The following is a 19,951-nucleotide window of genomic DNA, read 5'->3' as shown; positions in this document are numbered from 1 at the left end:
TGTTGAGCAAAGCGAAACCCACGGTTGGCGGTGATGGGTTTCGCTCCGCTCAACCCATCCTACGCGGGCTGCCAGCCTTCGCCAGCATGATGTAAAGAGCGATATGGGGAGGCAACAGCAAAAATGCCGATCAAATACGAAGAGCTGATGGCCCTGAAAAATCTCGGCCAGAAATACAGCTACTCCGATCGCGAGGTGATGCTCTACGCCTACGGCATCGGAATGGGCGCCGATCCTCTGGATGAGAAGGAACTCGTCTTCGTCAACGAGGCAGCCGCCACGCCGCGCCCGCTGAAGGTGGTGCCGACCTTTGCCTCCGTTGCGGCCTGGGGCGCGGGGCCCGGCGAGATGAATCTCAACCGCGTCATGGTGGTCGATGGCGAGCGCGACATCACCTTCCACAAGCCACTCCAGACTGCGGCGCACATCACCGCTGATTCCTCGGTGCTCGCCGTCTATGACAAGGGCAAGGACAAGGGCGCGGTGATCCGGCACCAGACCGTGTTGAAGAACGCTGATGGTGAACCGCTGGCAACGCTGGTCGCCTCGCGTTTCGCCCGCGGCGACGGCGGCTTTGGCGGGCCGTCGGAGGGCCAACCCGAGCCGCACCAGGTGCCGGACCGCCGGCCCGACAGAACCATCGACATCTCGACCCGGCCGGATCAGGCGCTGATCTATCGTCTCTGCGGCGACCGCAACCCGCTGCACTCCGATCCGGAATTCGCCAGGCGCGCGGGCTTTCCAAGGCCGATCCTGCACGGCATGTGCACTTATGGCATGACCTGCCGCGGTATCTTGCAGACCTATGCCGATTACGACCCGAGCGCTTTCAAGCGCCACGCGGCGCGCTTCTCGTCGCCGGTCTATCCCGGCGAAACCGTGACGCTCGACATGTGGAAGGACGGCAATGTGATTTCGTTCGAAGCCAAGGTAAAGGCGCGTGGCGTCACGGTGATCAAGAATGGCATGACGGTGCTCAGTTAACGTCGTCATTCCGGGGCGCGCGATAGCGCGAACTCTGATGTGCGATTGAACATCTGAGAATCTCGAGATTCCGGGTCTGGTCCTTCGGACCATCCCGGAATGACACCAACAAAATCGGGAGGACGGCATGGGATTGCTCGACGGCAAGGTGGCGCTGATCACGGGTGCGGGCGGCGGGCTAGGCGAGGCATACGCAAAGCTGTTTGCGCGTGAAGGCGCGGCGGTCGTGGTCAACGATCTCGGCGGTCCCCGCGATGGTTCCGGCGCCGACACGTCAATGGCTGAGAAGGTGGTGGAGGTGATCAAGGCCGAGGGCGGCCGCGCTATCGCCAATGGTGCGGATATCTCGACCATGCAAGGCGGCCAGTCGATCTTCGACGACGCGATTAGGCATTTCGGCCGGGCCGACATTCTGGTCAACAATGCCGGCATCTTGCGCGACCAGACCTTTGCGAAATCCAATGAGGCAGATTGGGATAAGGTCATCAAGGTGCACCTGAAGGGCACCTTCTGCGCCACGCTCCCGGTATTCCGCTGGATGCGCGAGAATGGCGGTGGCGTGATCGTCAATACGTCCTCCACCTCCGGCCTCATCGGCAATTTCGGCCAGAGCAATTACGGCGCCGCCAAGGGCGGCATCTGGGGCTTTTCCAACGTGCTCGCGATCGAGGGACGCAAATACAACATCCGGGTCTGGACGCTTGCCCCGGGTGCGCTGACGCGCATGACGGCAGACCTGCCCCGATATAAAGAGAACCCCGGCGCCGCTTTGGGACCGGACGGGATCGCGCCGGCCGTGCTATACATGGTCAGCGATTTGTCCGGCGACCAAACCGGCAAGGTGCTCGGCGTTTCCGGCCCGCGCGGCGTGCGCGAAATGCGCATGATGGAGATGGAAGGCTGGAAACCGCCGCACACCGGCTGGACGGCGCAGGACATTGTGGACCATGCGCGCGAGATCTTCTTCTCGGACGAGGAGATCAAGAAGTCGGCGCGGAGGTTTTGATGGGTTGTCGTTCCGGGGCGATGCGAAGCATCGAGCCCGGAACCTCGAGATTCCGGGTTCACGGTTCGCGTGCCCCGGAATGACGGAAGAGATTGGAGACGCACGTGACAAAACTGACCGCCCAGGCTGCAGGCACCTTTGCGATTGCGCCGACGCCGTTCCACGATGACGGCCGCATCGACGAAAGGTCGATCGACCGCCTCGTCGATTTTTATGCCGAAGTCGGCTGCGAGGGCGTCACCGTGCTTGGCATCCTTGGGGAAGCGCCGAAGCTCGACGCCGTCGAGGCGGAGCAGGTCGCGATTCGCTTTGTGAGGCGCGCCAAGACGATGCAGGTCATCGTCGGCGTGTCGGCGCCGGGCTTTGCCTCGATGCGCTCGCTGGCACGGGCCTCGATGGATGCCGGGGCGGCCGGCGTGATGATCGCGCCGCCGCCGAGCCTGCGCACCGACGACCAGATCATCAACTACTTCAAGCAGGCGCAGGAAGCGACCGGCGAGGACGTGCCCTGGGTGCTGCAGGATTATCCGCTGACGCTCAATGTCGTCTTTACGCCGGCGGTGATCCGCAAGATAGTCATGGATAATCCCTCCTGCGTGATGCTCAAGCACGAGGACTGGCCGGGGCTGGAAAAGATCTCGGCGCTGCGCAATTTCCAGAAGGATGGCTCGCTGCGGCCGCTGTCGATCCTGTGCGGCAATGGCGGGTTGTTCCTGGATTTCGAGATGGAGCGTGGCGCCGATGGCGCGATGACCGGATACGCTTTCCCCGAGCTCTTGATCGACGTCGTCAAGCTGTCGAGGGCGGGCCAGCGCGATGCCGCGCACGATCTGTTCGACGCGCACCTGCCGCTGATCCGCTACGAGCAGCAGCCCGGCGCAGGGCTCGCCGTGCGCAAATATGTGCTGCAGAAGCGCGGCATCATCGCGTCCAGCGCGCAGCGCAAGCCCGGCGCGAGCATCACGCCGACGGCCAAAGCCGAGGTCGATTATCTGCTCTCGCGCGTTGCCCGCGTCGATCGCCGCGCCAATCTGCAGCCACAGTCGAGCGCCGCAGGATGATCCATGGCTGAGATCGTCGCTCCACGTCCTGCGTCGACCACGCTGCTGTTGCGCGACAGCGCATGCGTTGGCGGCATCGAGGTGTTCATGATGGTCCGTCACCATCAGATCGAGTTCAGCTCGGGCGCGCTGGTGTTTCCCGGCGGCAGCATCGACCAGGGCGACAGGGAGATCGTCGAAAGGGCGGAGCTCTATGCCGGCGGAGCGGGGCTCGAGCTGAGCGCGTTGAGCTTCCGCGTGGCGGCCATTCGAGAGACCTTTGAGGAGAGCGGGATTCTGCTGGTGCGGCCGAAAGGGTCGCAGGACCTGATCGATGCCGCCCGCGCGAAAGAGATCGAGGCGGAGTGCCGCGGTCCGCTGTGCGAGGGCAAGACCACGTTCCTGAACGTGCTGGCTCAGAACCAGCTCTGGCTGGCGCTGGACGAACTCGTGCCCTATGCGCATTGGATCACGCCGGAGGGCATGCCCAAGCGCTTCGACACCTGGTTCTTCCTCGCGGCAGCCCCGCCGGACCAACTCGGCGCGCACGACGGCAGGGAATCGACCGATTCGATCTGGCTGTCGCCCCGCGAGGCGCTAGAGGGCGCCGAAAGCGGCCGGTTCAAGCTGCCGTTTCCGACCACGCGCAATCTGATCAAGCTGGGCAAACAGACGAGTGTCGGGGGTGCGCTGGCGGATGCCCGCGACCAGCCGATTGTCACCGTGATGCCGGTGATGACCCGGCTCAATGGCGGCCGCCAGCTCCGCATTCCCCGCGAAGCCGGCTATGACGGTGAGGTCTTCGAGGTCGGCGCACTTGGTTAACGCCACGCCGGCGCGGGCCCGATTCGCCCGAATCGGCCTATTTGCCGCCGCAGGGGCCGTTCCTGCATGTTCGCCGGCACAAAATACAGCGTATAATGGGGCCTTTAGTCCTAGGCCCCAATTATCATGCCACCTGCCTTCGCGGCGTTCTTGAAACGTGCCCGATCCTTTTCGCTGTCGATCGGGCAATTGACCTTTGGCAGCTTTTTGCTGCTGCTCGCCGTCATTGCCGCGATCTCCATGGCGAGCGTGATCGCGATCCGCCACATCGATACCACATTCAGCGAGTTGCAGCGGCTGCAGGATGTCGGCGACCTCGCTGCCGAAATCGACCGCCAGATGAACGAATTGCGGCTCGCCGCGCGCGATTTCGTCACCGACCCGGGGGCGCAGTCGGACCGCGTGGCGCAAGCCGCTTCCGAACTGAGCACGCTCCTGAAGAAGACGCGGCTGCAGCTCGCGCCCGAGCAGCAGGCCATGATCGACGGCGTCAGTCAGCGCCTTGCGAACTATCGCGAGGGCATCGAGCGGGTCTCGACCCTGATCACGCGGCGCGCCGAACTGGTCGCGGCCTTGCCGCCGGCGCGCGCCCGCTTCGAGCAAGCCGTCGCCGATGCGCCTGATCGCGTCAGCCGCCGCGCCCTGTTTTTGGCCCAGAACGAAATCGCCAACGCCTTGCTCGCCAGGGACACCGCTCGTGCCGAGGAGGCGGCCAGACGAATGAAGGCGCTCGCGATCGATGATCCCGCTCTGCACGAGGCGGCCGATGCCTATGCGCAGGCGATCGCGGCGATCGCTGGAACGGAGAGCGAGATTTCGTCCCTGGATAAGGATGTGCTCGGTGCGGAGGGGCGTCTGATCGGGCGCGTGACCGAGCTGCTGCGCGAGCTCAGCGCGAAGCGGGGGCGGGTGCTGAGCCACGATTTTGCGCGTACGCTCGCCGAGGCCAAATGGCAGAGCATCATTCTCTCCACCATCGGCGTGCTGATCGGCACCTTCGCGGCGTCCTTCGTGGTTCGCCGCACCGTGCGTCCTCTGGCCTCGATCGCGAGCTCGATCCGCGCGCTCGCCGCGGGCGAGAAGAGCGCCTCGATCCCGGCCACCGATATCAGGAACGAGATCGGCGACATCGCGCGCGCCGCCGAAGTTTTCCGGCGCACCCTGGTCGATGCCGATGCCGCACGCGAGGCGGCACTGCGGGCGCTCAGCGAACAGCGCCTTGCCGAGGAAAGCTATCGCAAATTGTTCGAGGGCTCGGTCGAGGGCATTTACGTCACCACCCCCGGCGGCGCGCTGCTCAACGCCAATCCGTCGCTGGCGCGGATGATGGGCTATGACACGCCCGAACAGCTCATCAATGGCATCGGCGACGTCTCCAAGAATGTCTATGTCCATCCCGAGGCCCGCGAGGAATACAAGCGCTTGATGCAGCGGCACGGCATGGTGCGTGATTTCGAATACCAGGTACGCCAGCGCAACGGCGGCATTCTCTGGCTTTCCGACAGTGCGACCGCGGTGCGCGACGACAAGGGCGAGGTGGTGCGCTATGAGGGCACGGTACGCGACATCACCGACCAGAAGCGCGCCGAGGATGCGATTGCCGAAGGCCGCCGCCTGTTGCAGCAGGTAATCGATACCGTGCCGGCGGTGATCAACGTCAAGGACCGCAATCTGCGCTACGTGCTCATGAACCGCTACATGGCGGGCATCTTCGACATCGAGCCTCATGAGGCCATCGGCCACACCACCACCGATCTGATGTCGCGCTATGGCGCGGCGAAGACCGACGAGAACGACCAGCGTGTCTTGAGGACCAAAAACGGGCTCGGCTTCTACGAAGAGGCGTATCTGGACTCGGCCGGCAACCTGCGGCATTGGCTGGTCAACAAGCTGCCGCTGCTCGATACCGACGGCGAGATCGAGCACATCGTTACCGTCGCGCTCGACATCGGTGAGCGCAAGCGCGGCGAGCAGGAGATGCGGAAGGCGCGTGATGCCGCCGAAACCGCCCTGCGCAATCTGCGGGAGACGCAGGCTTCGCTGATCGAGGCGGAGAAGCTCGCCGCGCTCGGGCGGCTGGTCGCGGGCGTTGCGCATGAGGTCAACAACCCCGTCGGCATCAGCCTCACGGTGGCGTCCGCCCTGGAGCGTAAGGCGGCGAATTTCGCCGCGGAAGTGGCGCGCGGCGATCTGCGCCGCTCCAGCCTCAAGGACTTCCTCAACACCACGCAGGATGCGTCGTCGCAGCTCGTCGCCAATCTCAATCGTGCCGCCGAGCTCATCCAGTCGTTCAAGCAGGTGGCCGCCGACCGCAACTATTCGGACCAGCGCAGCTTCGATCTCGCCGATCTCACCGAGCAGGTGGTGATGAGTCTGCGGCCGGGCCTGCGCAAGCAGAATCTGACGTTGAGCGTCGATTGCCAGCCCAATCTGATGATGAACAGCTATCCCGGTCCTTACGGGCAGGTGCTGACGAACCTGTTCCTCAACGCGGTGGCGCATGCCTTTCCCGATGGTCGTCCCGGCGTGATCGAGATCTCCGCGCGCGAGTCCGGCAAGGACAATGTCGAGATCATTTTTTCCGACAACGGGGTCGGCATGAGTCTGGACGTACGCCGCCGTGCTTTCGATCCGTTCTTCACCACCCGCCGCGACCAGGGCGGCACAGGACTCGGCCTGCATATCGTCTACAGCATCGTCACCAACCGGCTCGGCGGGCGGCTCGATCTCGATTCCGAGCCCGGCGGCGGCACCCGCATCCAGATGATCCTGCCGCGCGTCGCGCCGCTGGAGCAGGCGGCGGAGTAAGCGGGGTCGTGTTGGTCCTGGCGGAAGGCCCTGGGGCACGCCGCGGATCTGTCCATGCGTCACATTAACGCGAACGGGCGAATCAGTTCATTGCGGTTGGGCTATTCAGACGTGTGATGGCCTTTCGTCTGACGGACCATTCCGTCAAAGCGCGGCGGCGCACTGCCGGCTAGTCGATATCAGCGAGCCTGCGTAGCGTCGCGGCGAAGAGCTGGCTGGAGTTGCCGACCAGGGCGGTGCCGTTCATCACGGCATCCTTGTCGGTGAAGGTGCCGGAGACGCCGATGCCAACCGGGTTCGGACCGCCGAACAGGGGATTGTCGTCCTTGCTCGATGTATGACGGCGCACCAGCACCTCGCCCTTGAAGGTGTTGTCCTTCACCGTGTAGGTGCCCGTGTAATAGAGATAGGCGTCGCCGCCAACGATCTTGCCGTCGCGGAACACCACCACGCCGCTGCCTTTGCCGACTCGCCCATCCAGCAGGCTGACATGGATGGAATACAGACCGTTCTTCATGTGCCCCAAGATCGCATCCATCGATCACAGTATTTTGTAATGTGCGGGGAACAGCGTCAACGCGGGATATCGGCCGCCGAAGCCGGCCTCGGTGGGCTTTGCGGGTCTTATGCGCGGCTTCCCGTAGTTCTCCGTGTTCCGTAGTTGTCCGTATTGAGCGACCCCCAATCTGGCCCGCTTAATGCATGCAGATCTGTGCACCCTGGGATAGGGCTGGAGCATGGAAATGAGCAACTGGATTGATTCCGGCGGCCATGAGCCGCGTCAGTTTTGTGACGCGTATGCAGGTAAAAACTATCCGATTGGCAGCGCTGGCGGCTGGAAAGCATCTGTTCGTATCGCTTGTGCTTTAGTCCTGGTGATGCTGACCGCGCCGACATCGCACGCGCGCGATCCCGACGGCCGCTATGCGGCACAAAATCCCGAGTTGCACAAATGGTTCGAAGGATTGAGGAGCGGCAAGGGGCCGTGCTGTTCGGATGCGGACGGTACCGCAGTGGCCGATGTCGATTGGGAGTCGGCCAACGGTCACTATCGGGTACGCCTCGACGGCGAGTGGATCGAAGTGCCCGATGAAGCTGTTATCACCGAGCCCAATCGAATCGGACGCACCATGGTGTGGCCGATCCGCGGCTATCTCGGGATTTCGATCCGCTGCTTCATGCCCGGAAGCATGACGTAAACGTCTGTAATATCGCTTCTCGTTCGCGGCGCATGTCCTGCGTGCCGCAAACGGCGCGACGGCAAGATGGCGCGGCGGGTGGGTGAGGGCGCGCCTTACGTATATTTCGGATCGCGCTCCAACAGCTCGATCGAAATGCCTTGCGGACCGCGAATGAAGCAAATGCGCACGCCCGGCCGGATGGTCGTCGGTTCCGTCGTGAACTCGACGCCCTTGGCTTTGATTTCGGCGGCGACGGCGTCGATGTCTTTTACCGATAACCCGAAATGGTCCAGCCCCTGATAGGGCGTCTGCGGCGGCGCGTTGACGCCGGAGCCCGGCTCGACCTTGGCGATGAAGACATTGGCGCCGCCCAGTTTGACGTCGATGCGTCCGGGGCCGCGGATGACGACGCCGCCAAGCACATTCTCAAGCCAATCCGCGGTTGCCTCCGGATCGGGGCTGCGCAGGTGAACATGATCCCATGTGACGATCGGCATTGTGTCTCCCTCATGCTCCTCATGGCCGCTTTACCGGCAGCGGTTCACGCATCATCTTACCGGTCGCACATCGCGCTGACCATCCCCGGAGCGCGGAGGCGAGGTGGATCGTGCCGATGTCCCGATTTGGGAGCGCGTCGGACGCCTCGAAAAACGTCCCTCGCTGGTGTGAAGAGCAGGTCGGTAACCTTGATGCGAAGAGAGCCGCACGCGCGTTGCGTTCGGCGAACGGGCCGACTGCGGCATAACCTTTTCTTCAATCCTCAGCCCGCTCTATGCGCCCGTCGCGGGGCGGGCTTTTTCGGAAGACTGGCGCCTTGAGACGCCGCAATGTCGGCAGGGTCGATTGATGCTCTAAGGTTAGATAGCGAAAAAGTTATCGCACCAGTTGAACCGACGATCCTGACCAGGAACAAATCTAGATACCATATGTTACCGGGTGGTCCCCGCTGGGCGCGGGTGGAGCAGTAAGATGTTGGTCGTTCGTTATTTCGCGTGTGTCGGCGGTGCGCTGCTCGTTCTGCTGTTGGTCTGCGCCGCCGTGCTGCCGAAGCCGTCACCAACGGAGGGCGCCGTGGCTTCCGCCGCTGACGCGCCGGCGATCCGCATCCAATCCGAACGCAAATGGCCGGAGCGCATCGTGTTTGATACCAGTGCGCCCATGCCGGCTGGGGCTACGGTCGTGGCACAGCCGCAAGGTCCGGTGCCACAGCCGGCACTTGCTGAAGCGGCCGCCAAGGCGCGGATGCGCGAGGCTTTCGCTCAAGTTCCCGCCGACCAATCCAAACAGGTCGCGGCCGAGGCGAGGAAGCCGGAGAAGCCGGTCGTGAAGCGGAAGGTCGCGAGAGCACATGCGCCTTCGCCCTACGCGCCCCAATACGCCTATGCGCCCCAGTATCCCCAGTACCGTGGAGGCTACGGCTACGGTTATGGTCGTCAGCCGATGCAGGTCGCGCAGCAGCCGCATTTCGGCTTTTTCTGGTGAACTCGTCGGCACCCAATCGGCGGGCTGACGCTTGGACCATCCAGGCCTTTAGCAGCCGCGACAGATGCTCTTGATCTTTGTATCCAGCAGCTTGTCTTCCTCTTCGCTTGCGGCGTTCACATAGGTGTCATTGGCGTGACGCTGATCGCCGGAAAAGCCGGCGCCGTGCCCGCCCATCCCGTGGCTGCCATGGACGCCGTGGCCGAAGCCGCCATGGCCGAAACCATGGCCACCGCGCGCGTCGACCGCCGGGATTGAGGTCAGGGACAGCGCCAAAATCGCCAACATGGCCGTCAGATTCATCCGCATCGCAATCAATTCCCAATGCTTTCAATCGTTTAACGGGCGGGATCATAGGGCGGCGAACGGCGGAATCGCGGCGAGGGCCGTTCACAATTTCGCGCGTGCCGGCCTTTCCACTTGATCTCGCGCAACATGCACCATCGGCAGACACCTGGCCTGCCCCGGGGAAACCGGCTCTGCCCGTCGCTGCGGGAAGCGGCCTAGGACAAGCATTCCAAGCCGTTCGATTTCACCGGAGAAGCTGTTGGCGGGGTTCTTCGCGCGGACGCCGCACAGGCGCGCGACGGGCGTAGCGCCTCCAACCTGATCGGAACACCGGTGGTGGCGGACGATCGGGATGAGGCGATGTCGCGTCTCGGCGGAACATGTCGAGGAGCAACCCGAACAGACATCATTGCAGTGCCGGAGCAGCGCGTTTCGTCGCGGTTGATTGGTTGTATAATCAAGCCAAGGGGGCTGCGCGTTGCCTACATCGCGTTTTGTTCAGCAACGGAGGTCAGCCATGAAAGTGAAGGACGTGATGCATAAGGGCGTCGACTGGGTCGGCCCGGATACGCCTGTCACCGAAATCGCCAAATTGATGAAGGGTCATGACATCGGCTGCATTCCCATCGGCGACAATGACCGCCTGATCGGGATGGTGACCGATCGCGACATCGTCTGCAAAGGACTTGCCGCGAGGAATTTCGATGCGTCTCGCGCCACTGCGCGCGACGTGATGACACAAGGCATTCACTGCTGTCGCGAGGACGATGACCTCGCCAAAGCAATCCATCACATGGAGAGCCTGAAGGTCCGTCGGCTTCCTGTCATCAACAAGAGCAAGCGCATGGTCGGCATGGTCAGCCTCGGCGACATCGGCCAGTTTGCCAATGGCGAGCTCTTGTCGGGTTGCGTCAAGAGCGTTGCGGCTCATCACTAAAGCATGATCCGGAAAAGTGGAAACCGGTTTTCCCTCGCGACAAACGCGAAGCGTTTGTGCGGAGATTACGCTCAAACAAAGAGATGAGATCATGATCCGATTCCGTCCAATCGGGTCATGACCTCCGACATGCCGGGCTCTGGCGCGACCGAGAGCTTTTGAGGAAGTCGGGGCCCGGACTTGCGCAATTGGAGCCGCGCCTGATGCGTCGTGAAGCAGCGTTCACTTCCCATTCAGACCGGGCATTCCTAACTTGAGTGGTCGTCGATTGGGGAGGTGACCGATGAAACATCTGCTTGGCGCGTTGCTTGCGGCGGCCGCGGTGATTTTCGCGATTGAAGCGTTCGCGCAGTCCGCGACCACGATGCCAGCCGCGCCTGCCGTTCAGGCCAACACCGCCCCGGCCGCGCCCGTTACGGCGAGCAAGCGCTTCGCCTGCCGGGCCGCGGCGCAATCCTTCAAGGGCCAGGATCGCGCCGATCAGATGCAGCTCTGCATGGCACAAGCGCGCCTGGACTGCTTGAAACAGGCGATCGACCAGAAGGTGATCGGACCGCAGCGGAAGGAATTCATCCAGACCTGCGTGGGCGAATAGCGCAACGCGGCCAGCAGGGGAGTTCGGGGAGGCGTTATTCGCGCGGACGCTGCGCGACGTAGCCGACGCGAAGCCCGGGAATGAATCCGCAGCCCTCGTAGAAGCGATGGACGCGCGGGTCCTTGCGGCCGCTCTGCAGCAGGACGTGATGGCAATCCTTCGCCCAGGCGGTGGCGAGTGCGGCGCTCACGACGGCGCGGCCATGGCCCTGGCCACGAAAGGCGGGATGGGTGACGACGTTTTCGAGAAAGCCGTAGCCGCGGCCGTCGCGCAGCAGATTGGGCGCCATGATCAGCATGCAGGTTGCGACGATCCTGTCGTCCATTGCCGACACGAACACGGCAACGTCCTCATGCGCCAGCATCCGAGCCCAGATCGCTTCCGCCCGCCCTCTCGGCTCCGCCGCAGCGCTGACCTCAGAGGCGCGAAACAGCTCGAGCAATGATGGAAGGTCCGCGGCAAGAGCGGGCCGGGCGTTGGGCATCTGGAATCCCCATTGAGACTCAGATGGCAGTCTAACCGTTCTTGATTGTGGCAGCTCAAGTAATGCGATAGCGGATCGTCCGTTTACGCGCATTGCGCGAAGGGTTGCCTCGGCCGGCCCGCCGACGCATAGTCGGCCACATGCGCATTCCTAAAATTCCCTTCATGCTCGCTGTTGCTGCCGGCTCCGCGGCCCTGGCCGCGCTTTGGCTTGCTTATGTCGCCCATAACGACTTCGGCATGTCCAGTCACGCGATTCGCTCCGATGCGCTGCTATGCGCATTGCTCGTGTTCGGGCTGCTGGTGATCGGGACGTTTTCCAACCGTCTCGGCCGCCGCGATCGGTGACGCCGGGCGCAGGGGCAGGATCGGATGGCGTGCTATGGCGGATACAACGGCTAGCGAATGGCTGGCCGCCGAATTGCCGGATGACACTGTCGGTGCCTTCACGGACTATCCAAAAAAGTTCATGAAGTACGCCGGTCGCTCCGGCGGGGCCTTGTCATTCTTCGTCCTCTTCCTCGGCTTCTTCTAATTCTTCGTCCAATTCCTCTTCTTCCAGCTCTTCGATAGCAAGGTCGATCGCCGCGATTGCCTGCTGGACCTCGATCATGCCTCGGATCGCGTTCTCAGGGATATCACTGGGAACGGCGATGGTTTGAGCCAAAGTGCGGCGCTTGTTGACGAGAGCTGCGCGTGCCTTCAACAAATCCTCGAGATGGTCATCCGCCATAGTGTTTCCTCCTAGCTTTGCCCTTGGTAGCAACGGCATGTGTCGCATGTGTGTCGCGCGGGGCGGTCTTTTCAGGCTCGCCTGGCAGCGACGGACCACGATCTTGCGCTGCGCCTCAAGGGCGGCTGTCTTCCCGCTTTCGCTTGTGGCCCGGTTACCCTTCGATAGCGGCCCTTTCGACCAGTCGCGCGATCGACGTGATGGGCCACGAGCTGAACGTCGCGAGCTTCGTAAAAGCGACTTCACGGAGGTGGACCGCGAGGCGCAGTCTGCAATACGCTGCGCCCTTTAAACGAGGACTCTCGATGGCTGAAATCCACCCCTTCTACGAGGGCCATCGCGGCGCAATGGAAGCCGCCATGCGCCAGCGCCTTGATTTTGCCGAACCAATGTTGCGCGAGCGTGCTCACCTCTCCGATTTGGATAAGATCCGGTTAGAGGTCATGGACGAGTTTGAAGTCGTGCTCACGCAAATGCCCTATGTCGGCGGTCTCGCCAGCCGCATGAGCGACTTCTTCATACGACTGATGGGATTTATGGCTATCGGGCGTGTGCTGCGGCGACACGGCGTGCCGTTCCCAATCATCGGCGATATCGAGCGAGAGAGCTACAAGGCGCAATTGCTTACGGTACCTGAGGCCGAGAGGCTTGCCTCCGGGCGCCAATTTATGTCGGCCGAAAACCGCGCCTTGCTGCGCGAGCAGGCGGCGAAAAGTCTTGCGGAAGCTTACAAGGACGATTTCGTCTACGATTTCATCGAGCCCGGCCCCGGCGACAATTTCGAATTTGGCATCGACTACAAGGCGTGCGGCTTCTGCAAATTTGCCGCGCGTCATGGCGACGAGGAAATCTTGCCGCACATCTGCGGGCTCGACTTCGAGGCTTATGCGACGCGCGGCATCCGCCTGGAGCGGACGCAAACGCTGGCCGGCGGAGCGAGCCACTGCAATTTTCGCTTCTCCCGACTTGAGCCGGATTAGGTCGGGCGGAGTGTCTGCTGCGGGCCATTCGCGTCGGCATTGCCATGTCCGCCTTCTGGTCCGCTATCGACGATGCCCGACATTGCCGGCCGGGAATTGGGGCGGTAGCGCGTAGGGAGGATTAGCGAAAGCGTAATCCACCGAACGACATGACGCCATGGCAAGCGCTGAAAGGGATCGCGTTAACCAGATCGGCAAGGGGCGGAGCGGACGCCAGCCTTCCGGCGGCGCGCCCCGATCGTCTCACGTCAGCGGTACGAAATCGTATTCGCCGATGCCCTGCAGAACGAGAAACACAGCCGATGTGTCGCCGGCATTGGTGACGAGGTGAGGGCGCCCCCGGCGGCACGGAAAATGTCTGCCCGCGCGCAAGGTGGACGTCCTCCTTCGGGTTCTGCAGGAAGATCTGCAGCGCCCCCTCGATCACGTAAAACGTGTCCTGGACATTGCTGTGATAATGCCAGGGGACTTTCTGCGTCGGGCTGATCTGCAATTCCGTGATCCGGAAACCGGGACGGGCTCCATATTGCGCGCGGCGCTCGACCTCGTAGAGCGAACTGGCGTCCTTCACTGCATCGGCCATGGTGATACTCCGTGAACGTCAAGGCGAACAGTGGCGCGCCACGGCCGACGAAGAGGGGCACTATTGCTTCGCTATGGCGCTATGATGCCTCAGCCTGCGACCCGCTCGAATCGGCTAATCTGCGACGGCTTGCGATCTTGTGCTAGGCCTCAGGCACTCGACATAGCCGACTAGTGCTTGACCCAGAGACTCTTCGGCACCAGACAGTGTACGCCCTTCTCGGCGGCCTCCATCCCGCCGACGCGGCAATCCATTGTCATGCTAGCGAGCGAGTAAGCATCGAGACGCGAGAGCGATCTCTCTTTCTGCAGGAGTTCGATCATGCTCCAGGACGCGGCATCCATCGCCTTGTTTATGTCCGCATCGGCGGCATACGTTACGAGGTATTCCGACGTTTCGGCCGATGGTCGCGGTTCGGCAAGCGATTTTTGCGCATCTTTCGACGTCATGCAGTGGATGCCCTTCTTGATATCAACGACTTGCGTCACGCGACAGTCGGCGACTTTCGCAACCAGAGCCGCGGCTTCATCAGCCGGCAGCTTGCGCTGCTCCGCCAGCAGTTTGCCGGTTTCTGCCTTAGCGTTGGCAAGCGCTTTGTTGAGGTCCTCGTCGAATCCCATCGTGATCCACTGGGTTGGCGCCTCGATGCGAGGCCATTGCAGCTTTGTCGTCTTGTCGACCGTCAGGGTGATCGTGATTTCCTGAAAGGCGGTTTCCATGGCGGTGAGGTTCACCTCGCCATTGCCTTGCGCCGCATGCGAGTCGCCGGTCCAAACGAGCGCACCGCGGACGAACACCGGAACGTACAGCGTCGTCCCCTCGATGAGATCGCGGTTGTCGAGATTGCCCGCGAACGGACCTGGCGGCACCGCGTTGTACCGGCCGGGTTCAGCGCGTGCGACACCAAGCGTCCCTGGAAATGGCCGCAAGGGAATTTCGATGCCCGGCGCGAATTCGGCTATCTTGCGTTCGATGTCGATGTAAAAGTATTTAACTTGGCCGTCCGGGAATTGCTTCGGGAACTGGCCGAACAAGCCGGGAATATTGAAGTTTGCCCCCCACGGCCGGGGTACGATCTTTTGAATTTTGATACGCAGGGTATCGCCCGGTTCCGCTCCATTCACGTAGATCGGCCCTGTCAACGACATTGGACCCCGGCCAGGCCAATCCGTCCGCAACTTCTTCAATTCCTCGATGGTGCGGCCAGGCCAAAGCTGACCGTGAGAATGCGACATCGTCTCGACCACGACGGTATCACCGGAATCAACGATCAGCCGCGGCAGTTCGGCGTTGTCGAACCACCCCCATTGTGTCGTTTCCAGAGTTGCGGGCAGCACGTGGACTCGGCCCGGGTACTTCGAAGCGGGCACAAGCATAAGCTGCTGCGCTGCGGAAAGGGCAGATGGCGTCTGCTGCGCAATTACGGTGCGGCTCGCGCCCACAAGCACCAGTAACGCCGCGATCAAGACCGCAATTAACTGTCGCATATCAACCGCTCGCCTGGAGTCCTGCTAAGCCCTCTGCCACGACATGCGGTTATGGTACAGTTTAGGTCCACCGAGAGCGCGACGCAAGCGCAACAACAGTGTGCACTTGCTGCGGGCAAGCAGCCGGTGGCTGAGAAGTCCTCAGGTGGAATCCGAATGGTAAATGCTGTTATCCTCGGGCCGCACGGCGTCGACCATGATGCGCAGCTCTTCGAATAGGAAATCCATTTCGTTGTGTTTCGCGACGATGGTCGCTTGCGCCTATTCTGTCCTGGTGTCGTCCGCAATCGCGCAGAGCCGCGTTCAGATTGTGACAACGACGACCGACTTGCGCAGTCTTGTGGAAGCCGTGGGTGGAGATCGCGTGGAGGCAATCAGCCTCGTACCGCCCGCCATGGACGCCGAGGAATATCAGCCCAAGCCGCAGGACCTGCTGCGCGTGAAGAATGCGCGCCTGCTCGTTCGGGTGGGACTCGATTACGATTTGTGGCTCGATGGCCTGCTCGCGAAAGCCGAAAATCCCGACCTGAGCCGGGGCAAAGCCGGTTATGTCGATGCCTCTTTTGCTATTCCGGTGCTGGAGGTTCGCGGGATGAGCGTTGGCCCGAGCGACGGCCACGCACATGGCAACGGGAACCCGCATTATTGGCTCGATCCCAAGAACGCCGAGATTATTACGAGCACAATTCTGGAAGCGTTGGCGCGCCGCGACCCCGCAAACGCTGCAACCTACGAAGCCAATCGGCTGGCCTTCCTCGCCCGACTGAAGAGGAAGCTGTCCGAGTGGGAGACAAAACTCGCGCCCCTGAAAGCCATGCCGCTCGTCGCCTACCATAACAGCTGGCCTTACTTTGCGCGGCGGTTTCGCCTGGATTTCGTCGGCTTTCTCGAAACGAAGCCCGGTGTGCCGCCGAGCCCCTCGCACCTCGTCGCGCTCCTGCAGACAATGCGCGCACGAGCGGTTCGTATCGTCGTCCGCGAGCCATATCAGCCCGAACGAGAGGTGGCATTCGTGGCGGCAAAAGCGGGCGCATCGGTCGTGACCTTGGCGGCGTCGGTGGGCGCGCTGCCCCAAACCGACGACTTCATTTCGCTGTTCGAGCGAAACGTCGAAGTCCTGAGAGCAGCGGCATCGGCACAATGAGCCAGGCGATCGTCCTTCTCTGGCCGCCGTTTTTGGTATCTGTCTGCCTCGTCGGTATCCACGCCTATTTCGGCATCCAAATCCTCGCCCGCAAAATAATCTTCGTCGACTTGGCGCTCGCGCAGATCGCCGCCCTCGGCGCCACGGTCGCATTCATGCTCGGTCATCCGGCTCAGAGCCCAGCCACCTATGCTTATTCGCTGGCGTTCACACTGCTCGCATCGGTGCTGCTTGCTTTCACTCGGGCTTGGGCCACCCGCGTTCCCCAGGAGGCGCTGATTGGGGTGATCTATGTCTTCGCCGCCGCCGTTGCGATCCTGCTCGTAGACCGCGCGCCGCAGGGGGCCGAACATCTCAAGCAGATTTTGACGGGAAATATTCTTTTCGCCGGGACCGGCGAGCTTTACGCAATCGTTCCATTGTATGCGGCCGTGGCGCTGCTGCACTTTCTGTTGCGCCGCCAGCTGACGGGATCTCCATCACTCGGCTGGGAATTCTTCTTTTTCGCGACGTTCGGCGTGGTCGTCACAAGCTCGGTCGCGATTGCCGGCGTACTGCTGGTCTTTTCATTTCTCATCGTCCCCGCCGCGATCGGTGCCATTTTTGCCCGCTCGCTCGCAATCCAGCTGACGATCGGCTGGGCCGTCGGCACGCTCACCAGTGCCGTCGGACTTGGGGCTTCATTTGCGTTCGATCTACCGACCGGCGCCGCCATGGTTTGCACCTTTGGCGGTGCGCTGGCTTTGAGCGGCGTGCTCTATGCTTTCCTGCAGAACAGTCGCCGTATGGCGTGGCGCAGGACGACTAGAGCTGCGCGCTGGGGTGCCGTCACGATTCTAGCTGCCTCCGCGCTACAACTCACCGTCGTACCGCATGCCGACCAGCCGGTGCTCGACGGCGCCGAATACATGTTCCCTTGGCTGCGCATGATCTATTTGACCCGTGGCGAGCAGGCCGCCTTGGCGGATGCAAGCGAGCACGCGGAGCGCTACCGCACTGAGGCGGAGCGCCTGAACGATCTGGAGAGGCGAAGCCGGAGCGAGGGTGAGGCGCTGGATGACTTCACCCTTGCGCGGATTTCCTCGTTGCTGCGATCTTACGGTGAAATGCGCAATGGCGAGCAGTTTGTGATGACCGAGGTGCTCGGGCGGGCGCGCCAGCGCGTGCGCTGGGCCGCGAGCTTTACTGTCCTGGCGCTTGCGCTCCTGATCGCGCCCATTCCGTACCGATGGATATGGGCGCGAGCAAGAGTTTTGGGAATAAAGATTCGGCCTGGATAAGCTCTGCCCATTGATCGGTATGGTGCGCATGATCAAAGCGGGTCCCGAACTGTCAACTTCTCCAGCTTACGAGAGGCTCGGTGCAAGGAATGCGCGCTACGTGAGGCAGCCGGCAGCAAGTTTTCAAGTGGCCGTCAGCGCCTTCATGCGCCAATTGCGAAGCCCGCGCGGCGCTATTGTACAAAATTGTGCAGTGGCGCGCCACGGCCGATGAAGATGGGCACTACTGTTTCGCCGTGGCGCTATGATGTTGCGGCCAGCGACGCGGTCGAAACACCCATTCTACGATGCCCTACGATTTCGTGCTGCGCCTCGCGGCAATCCCCGATCGCCTTAGTCTGCCGCTTGGCCTCGAGTGGCCGCCACGCCGATCCATTTGGAAAACAACGCGATTGGCTATGAACGGCTCTGTTTCGCAGCAATTGATGCTTGGCGGCCTAGAGACTGTTGAAAACGACACGGAAAGAACACCGATTCTTTCGGAGGAGTGCTGGGTGACCCAGCGCGCCGACGGAAAGGACGAGGTGCTTTCCTACGTGGTCGAGAATGGCTCAAGTCTTGTTCGACGGTGCTTCGAAGAAGCCCGTTGCCTGAACGAGTCGGCCATCGTTGCCAAAGCGGCCGAAGCTGCTCCCCTTCACGAAGGCCCGGCCGTCCTTGTCGTACATCGTCCAGAGGAAGAGTCCCTGGTCGTGATGTTCGAGAAAGCTGTCGTTTCTGAAGTATGCGCCCGTGAACTTCTGCTGCGATTGCGCGATGCGGATCATGAGTTCCTGTAGACCATGGGTCTGCGACGAAGGATCCGTATACAAAATGTTGTCGCTAACGCTTGATCGAAGCAGCTCTTCGCGTTCCGTTTCATGGACCGGTCCCCAAGCGCGCTGATACGCATTCCATGTTTTCAAGTGAATCTCGCTGTTCACGTGGCCTTCTCCGCTTCGCTTGCGCTCTTTTGACGATCTGACAAAATAAGTATTAATGTCATATCGTCAATTTGGCAACCTCCTTCGAAAGGAAGATGCGAGAAGAATGGCTATTCCCGGCAGCAAGCATCAGCGCGTCGTCGAACGCGCGACGGAAGTGTTCTGCAGATATGGCTTTGCTCGCACCACAATGGGCGACATTGCGGAACGCTGCGAAATCTCCCGGCCGGCGCTCTATCTGCTGTTTCCGGACAAGGAGGCCATCTTCACAGCGGTGGTCGAGCGGATGGACCAGGATAAGCTGGCCAGCATCCGTGCGGAGGTGGCGCATCTGAAAGATCTGCGTGGTAAGCTGCTTCACGCCTGTCTATTATGGGGTTGTCACGGCATTGATCTTGCGGCCACACACCCGGACGCCGCGGACCTGTTCGATCTGCAGTATCCCGTCGTTCAGCAGGTCTATCGAAATTTCCAGGGCCTCGTCGTCGAGCTCATCTCCGAGCGCTTCGGCACTGCGCGTCTAAAGATGTCGACGGAGCAGGCTGCGCGTGCGCTCGTCTTCAGCATGAGAGGTCTGCGCGAGACCGCGGCTGACAAGCGCGACATGCAGAATCTTATCACGTCGCTTGTCGACATCTTTGTTCGGGCGATCGAGCGCTGACCCCCTCTGAGAGCGGAAATGTCCGCGGTGTTGAATGCAAATGGCGCGCTCGGAGAGATTCGAACTCCCGACCCTCGGAATCGAAATCCGATGCTCTATCCAGCTGAGCTACGAGCGCCTGCAAACCCGATAGCAGACTTATCGGGCGAGTTCTATCCAATCTCAGAAGCAGGGATGGCGCCGGCCGTCCTGGCCGCGGTAAGCGGCTGAACCCCGATAGCACAGATTGGTCGAGGGGCCGTCATAATAGGCAAAGCTGTCGGGCGTGGGACCGGGGCCGTAATTGTGCACATAGCTGATGGGGTAGGGCAGCCGCCAGGCGTGATGACGGTGGTGATGGTGGCGCCATCCGTCCGCGGCGCTTGGCTGGCTGGCGACCGCGTACAGGAGGGCGGCGGCTGCGACAAGCTTGAGAGTCTTCATCCCGATTCTCCGAATATTCCTACAAGTACCACGCTAGCCGAGCCAATCCGACTGTCAAATGAGCCGCAAGCTGGCGACCGGCGGGGAGCAAACCCCGGCAAAAAGAGG

At 61.9% G+C, this 19,951-nt stretch carries 23 protein-coding genes and 1 tRNA gene; 15 read left to right on the top strand and 9 right to left on the bottom strand.

From position 1 onward, the window contains the following. Positions 1-123 precede the first annotated feature (123 nt). The 5 genes from P6U23_RS24960 to P6U23_RS24940 all read left to right on the top strand — a co-directional run bounded on the left by P6U23_RS24960 (position 124) and on the right by P6U23_RS24940 (position 6,663). Positions 124-984 (top strand): MaoC/PaaZ C-terminal domain-containing protein, encoded by an 861-nt coding sequence (locus tag P6U23_RS24960; RefSeq protein WP_407175195.1) that lies wholly within the window; start codon positions 124-126, stop codon positions 982-984. Positions 985-1,111: 127 nt separating this feature from the next. After that, complete coding sequence (locus P6U23_RS24955) at positions 1,112-1,990, top strand: SDR family oxidoreductase (protein ID WP_407175194.1); 879 nt, start codon at positions 1,112-1,114, stop codon at positions 1,988-1,990. Between the two features lie 104 nt (positions 1,991-2,094). Next, positions 2,095-3,051 (top strand): dihydrodipicolinate synthase family protein, encoded by a 957-nt coding sequence (locus P6U23_RS24950; protein WP_407175193.1) that lies wholly within the window; start codon positions 2,095-2,097, stop codon positions 3,049-3,051. 3 nt (positions 3,052-3,054) lie between these two features. After that, positions 3,055-3,855, top strand: a complete 801-nt coding sequence (locus P6U23_RS24945; protein WP_407175192.1) for an NUDIX hydrolase — start codon at positions 3,055-3,057, stop codon at positions 3,853-3,855. 126 nt (positions 3,856-3,981) lie between these two features. Further along, complete coding sequence (locus tag P6U23_RS24940) at positions 3,982-6,663, top strand: PAS domain S-box protein (protein ID WP_407175191.1); 2,682 nt, start codon at positions 3,982-3,984, stop codon at positions 6,661-6,663. Between the two features lie 169 nt (positions 6,664-6,832). On the opposite strand, the gene P6U23_RS24935 is transcribed toward P6U23_RS24940, so the two are convergent. Then, on the bottom strand, positions 6,833-7,180 hold the full coding sequence (locus P6U23_RS24935; RefSeq protein ID WP_407175190.1) for a GrlR family regulatory protein: 348 nt from the start codon (positions 7,178-7,180) through the stop codon (positions 6,833-6,835). 226 nt (positions 7,181-7,406) lie between these two features. Between P6U23_RS24935 and P6U23_RS24930 the strand changes: the two genes are divergently transcribed. Further along, positions 7,407-7,862 carry a hypothetical protein gene (locus tag P6U23_RS24930; RefSeq protein WP_407181570.1) on the top strand — a complete coding sequence of 152 codons (456 nt, stop codon included), beginning with the start codon at positions 7,407-7,409 and terminating at the stop codon, positions 7,860-7,862. Between the two features lie 95 nt (positions 7,863-7,957). Here the strand turns inward: P6U23_RS24930 and P6U23_RS24925 are convergent, their stop codons facing one another. Then, complete coding sequence (locus P6U23_RS24925) at positions 7,958-8,341, bottom strand: VOC family protein (RefSeq protein ID WP_407175189.1); 384 nt, start codon at positions 8,339-8,341, stop codon at positions 7,958-7,960. Between the two features lie 472 nt (positions 8,342-8,813). Between P6U23_RS24925 and P6U23_RS24920 the strand changes: the two genes are divergently transcribed. Beyond that, complete coding sequence (locus P6U23_RS24920) at positions 8,814-9,326, top strand: hypothetical protein (protein WP_407175188.1); 513 nt, start codon at positions 8,814-8,816, stop codon at positions 9,324-9,326. 48 nt (positions 9,327-9,374) lie between these two features. Here P6U23_RS24920 and P6U23_RS24915 read toward each other — a convergent pair whose 3' ends face one another. Further along, positions 9,375-9,635 carry a hypothetical protein gene (locus tag P6U23_RS24915; protein WP_407175187.1) on the bottom strand — a complete coding sequence of 87 codons (261 nt, stop codon included), beginning with the start codon at positions 9,633-9,635 and terminating at the stop codon, positions 9,375-9,377. Between the two features lie 496 nt (positions 9,636-10,131). On the opposite strand from P6U23_RS24915, the gene P6U23_RS24910 reads away from it, so the two are divergent. Both P6U23_RS24910 and P6U23_RS24905 read left to right on the top strand, forming a co-directional pair. Beyond that, positions 10,132-10,551 carry a CBS domain-containing protein gene (locus P6U23_RS24910; protein WP_407175186.1) on the top strand — a complete coding sequence of 140 codons (420 nt, stop codon included), beginning with the start codon at positions 10,132-10,134 and terminating at the stop codon, positions 10,549-10,551. Positions 10,552-10,834: 283 nt separating this feature from the next. Next, complete coding sequence (locus P6U23_RS24905) at positions 10,835-11,146, top strand: hypothetical protein (protein WP_407175185.1); 312 nt, start codon at positions 10,835-10,837, stop codon at positions 11,144-11,146. Between the two features lie 34 nt (positions 11,147-11,180). Here the strand turns inward: P6U23_RS24905 and P6U23_RS24900 are convergent, their stop codons facing one another. Further along, positions 11,181-11,630, bottom strand: a complete 450-nt coding sequence (locus tag P6U23_RS24900; protein WP_407175184.1) for a GNAT family N-acetyltransferase — start codon at positions 11,628-11,630, stop codon at positions 11,181-11,183. A 140-nt stretch (positions 11,631-11,770) separates the two neighbouring features. Here P6U23_RS24900 and P6U23_RS24895 point away from each other — a divergent pair, with 140 nt between their 5' ends. Continuing rightward, complete coding sequence (locus P6U23_RS24895; protein ID WP_407175183.1) at positions 11,771-11,977, top strand: hypothetical protein; 207 nt, start codon at positions 11,771-11,773, stop codon at positions 11,975-11,977. 154 nt (positions 11,978-12,131) lie between these two features. Here the strand turns inward: P6U23_RS24895 and P6U23_RS24890 are convergent, their stop codons facing one another. Beyond that, positions 12,132-12,362: a hypothetical protein gene (locus tag P6U23_RS24890; RefSeq protein WP_407175182.1), complete on the bottom strand. Its 231-nt coding sequence runs from the start codon at positions 12,360-12,362 to the stop codon at positions 12,132-12,134. Between the two features lie 305 nt (positions 12,363-12,667). Here P6U23_RS24890 and P6U23_RS24885 point away from each other — a divergent pair, with 305 nt between their 5' ends. Continuing rightward, positions 12,668-13,342, top strand: a complete 675-nt coding sequence (locus tag P6U23_RS24885) for an L-2-amino-thiazoline-4-carboxylic acid hydrolase (protein WP_407175181.1) — start codon at positions 12,668-12,670, stop codon at positions 13,340-13,342. A 121-nt stretch (positions 13,343-13,463) separates the two neighbouring features. On the opposite strand, the gene P6U23_RS24880 is transcribed toward P6U23_RS24885, so the two are convergent. Together P6U23_RS24880 and P6U23_RS24875 are read right to left on the bottom strand one after the other, a co-directional pair. Next, positions 13,464-13,925 (bottom strand): cupin domain-containing protein, encoded by a 462-nt coding sequence (locus tag P6U23_RS24880; protein ID WP_407175180.1) that lies wholly within the window; start codon positions 13,923-13,925, stop codon positions 13,464-13,466. A gap of 170 nt (positions 13,926-14,095) precedes the next feature. Beyond that, on the bottom strand, positions 14,096-15,391 hold the full coding sequence (locus tag P6U23_RS24875; RefSeq protein WP_407175179.1) for an acetamidase/formamidase family protein: 1,296 nt from the start codon (positions 15,389-15,391) through the stop codon (positions 14,096-14,098). A 184-nt stretch (positions 15,392-15,575) separates the two neighbouring features. Between P6U23_RS24875 and P6U23_RS24870 the strand changes: the two genes are divergently transcribed. The 4 genes from P6U23_RS24870 (at position 15,576) to P6U23_RS24855 (ending at position 19,420) form a co-directional block, all read left to right on the top strand. Then, positions 15,576-16,556, top strand: coding sequence for a metal ABC transporter substrate-binding protein (locus P6U23_RS24870; RefSeq protein ID WP_407175178.1), 981 nt, complete (start codon positions 15,576-15,578; stop codon positions 16,554-16,556). Then, positions 16,553-17,836: a metal ABC transporter permease gene (locus P6U23_RS24865; protein ID WP_407175177.1), complete on the top strand. Its 1,284-nt coding sequence runs from the start codon at positions 16,553-16,555 to the stop codon at positions 17,834-17,836. Before P6U23_RS24870 ends, P6U23_RS24865 begins: the two co-directional genes overlap by 4 nt. Before the next feature lie 287 nt (positions 17,837-18,123). Next, complete coding sequence (locus tag P6U23_RS24860) at positions 18,124-18,615, top strand: hypothetical protein (protein ID WP_407175176.1); 492 nt, start codon at positions 18,124-18,126, stop codon at positions 18,613-18,615. 250 nt (positions 18,616-18,865) lie between these two features. Continuing rightward, the gene (locus P6U23_RS24855) at positions 18,866-19,420 is read left to right on the top strand and encodes a TetR/AcrR family transcriptional regulator (protein ID WP_407175175.1); all 555 of its coding nucleotides are present in this window, start codon (positions 18,866-18,868) and stop codon (positions 19,418-19,420) included. 41 nt (positions 19,421-19,461) lie between these two features. Here the strand turns inward: P6U23_RS24855 and P6U23_RS24850 are convergent. Then, positions 19,462-19,538: transfer RNA gene (locus tag P6U23_RS24850), tRNA-Arg, on the bottom strand. 44 nt (positions 19,539-19,582) lie between these two features. After that, positions 19,583-19,843 (bottom strand): hypothetical protein, encoded by a 261-nt coding sequence (locus P6U23_RS24845; protein WP_407175174.1) that lies wholly within the window; start codon positions 19,841-19,843, stop codon positions 19,583-19,585. Positions 19,844-19,951 lie beyond the last annotated feature (108 nt).

This window comes from Bradyrhizobium sp. STM 3562 (assembly GCF_045571435.1).
In the GTDB taxonomy this organism is placed as follows: Bacteria; Pseudomonadota; Alphaproteobacteria; order Rhizobiales; family Xanthobacteraceae; genus Bradyrhizobium.
This window is presented reverse-complemented; position numbering and strand designations above follow the sequence as displayed.

What these genes read in the sequence shown, in the direction of transcription:
- P6U23_RS24925 (WP_407175189.1), bottom strand. Translation starts at nt 8,341, where the DNA reads ATGCCGATCGTCACATGGGATCATGTTCACCTGCGCAGCCCCGATCCG.
- P6U23_RS24960 (WP_407175195.1), top strand. Translation starts at nt 124, where the DNA reads ATGCCGATCAAATACGAAGAGCTGATGGCCCTGAAAAATCTCGGCCAG.
- P6U23_RS24860 (WP_407175176.1), top strand. Translation starts at nt 18,124, where the DNA reads ATGCCCTACGATTTCGTGCTGCGCCTCGCGGCAATCCCCGATCGCCTT.
- P6U23_RS24905 (WP_407175185.1), top strand. Translation starts at nt 10,835, where the DNA reads ATGAAACATCTGCTTGGCGCGTTGCTTGCGGCGGCCGCGGTGATTTTC.
- P6U23_RS24915 (WP_407175187.1), bottom strand. Translation starts at nt 9,635, where the DNA reads ATGCGGATGAATCTGACGGCCATGTTGGCGATTTTGGCGCTGTCCCTG.
- P6U23_RS24945 (WP_407175192.1), top strand. Translation starts at nt 3,055, where the DNA reads ATGGCTGAGATCGTCGCTCCACGTCCTGCGTCGACCACGCTGCTGTTG.
- P6U23_RS24900 (WP_407175184.1), bottom strand. Translation starts at nt 11,630, where the DNA reads ATGCCCAACGCCCGGCCCGCTCTTGCCGCGGACCTTCCATCATTGCTC.
- P6U23_RS24885 (WP_407175181.1), top strand. Translation starts at nt 12,668, where the DNA reads ATGGCTGAAATCCACCCCTTCTACGAGGGCCATCGCGGCGCAATGGAA.
- P6U23_RS24920 (WP_407175188.1), top strand. Translation starts at nt 8,814, where the DNA reads ATGTTGGTCGTTCGTTATTTCGCGTGTGTCGGCGGTGCGCTGCTCGTT.
- P6U23_RS24880 (WP_407175180.1), bottom strand. Translation starts at nt 13,925, where the DNA reads ATGGCCGATGCAGTGAAGGACGCCAGTTCGCTCTACGAGGTCGAGCGC.
- P6U23_RS24845 (WP_407175174.1), bottom strand. Translation starts at nt 19,843, where the DNA reads ATGAAGACTCTCAAGCTTGTCGCAGCCGCCGCCCTCCTGTACGCGGTC.
- P6U23_RS24895 (WP_407175183.1), top strand. Translation starts at nt 11,771, where the DNA reads ATGCGCATTCCTAAAATTCCCTTCATGCTCGCTGTTGCTGCCGGCTCC.
- P6U23_RS24940 (WP_407175191.1), top strand. Translation starts at nt 3,982, where the DNA reads ATGCCACCTGCCTTCGCGGCGTTCTTGAAACGTGCCCGATCCTTTTCG.
- P6U23_RS24890 (WP_407175182.1), bottom strand. Translation starts at nt 12,362, where the DNA reads ATGGCGGATGACCATCTCGAGGATTTGTTGAAGGCACGCGCAGCTCTC.
- P6U23_RS24935 (WP_407175190.1), bottom strand. Translation starts at nt 7,180, where the DNA reads ATGAAGAACGGTCTGTATTCCATCCATGTCAGCCTGCTGGATGGGCGA.
- P6U23_RS24855 (WP_407175175.1), top strand. Translation starts at nt 18,866, where the DNA reads ATGGCTATTCCCGGCAGCAAGCATCAGCGCGTCGTCGAACGCGCGACG.
- P6U23_RS24870 (WP_407175178.1), top strand. Translation starts at nt 15,576, where the DNA reads ATGCTGTTATCCTCGGGCCGCACGGCGTCGACCATGATGCGCAGCTCT.
- P6U23_RS24955 (WP_407175194.1), top strand. Translation starts at nt 1,112, where the DNA reads ATGGGATTGCTCGACGGCAAGGTGGCGCTGATCACGGGTGCGGGCGGC.
- P6U23_RS24865 (WP_407175177.1), top strand. Translation starts at nt 16,553, where the DNA reads ATGAGCCAGGCGATCGTCCTTCTCTGGCCGCCGTTTTTGGTATCTGTC.
- P6U23_RS24910 (WP_407175186.1), top strand. Translation starts at nt 10,132, where the DNA reads ATGAAAGTGAAGGACGTGATGCATAAGGGCGTCGACTGGGTCGGCCCG.
- P6U23_RS24930 (WP_407181570.1), top strand. Translation starts at nt 7,407, where the DNA reads ATGAGCAACTGGATTGATTCCGGCGGCCATGAGCCGCGTCAGTTTTGT.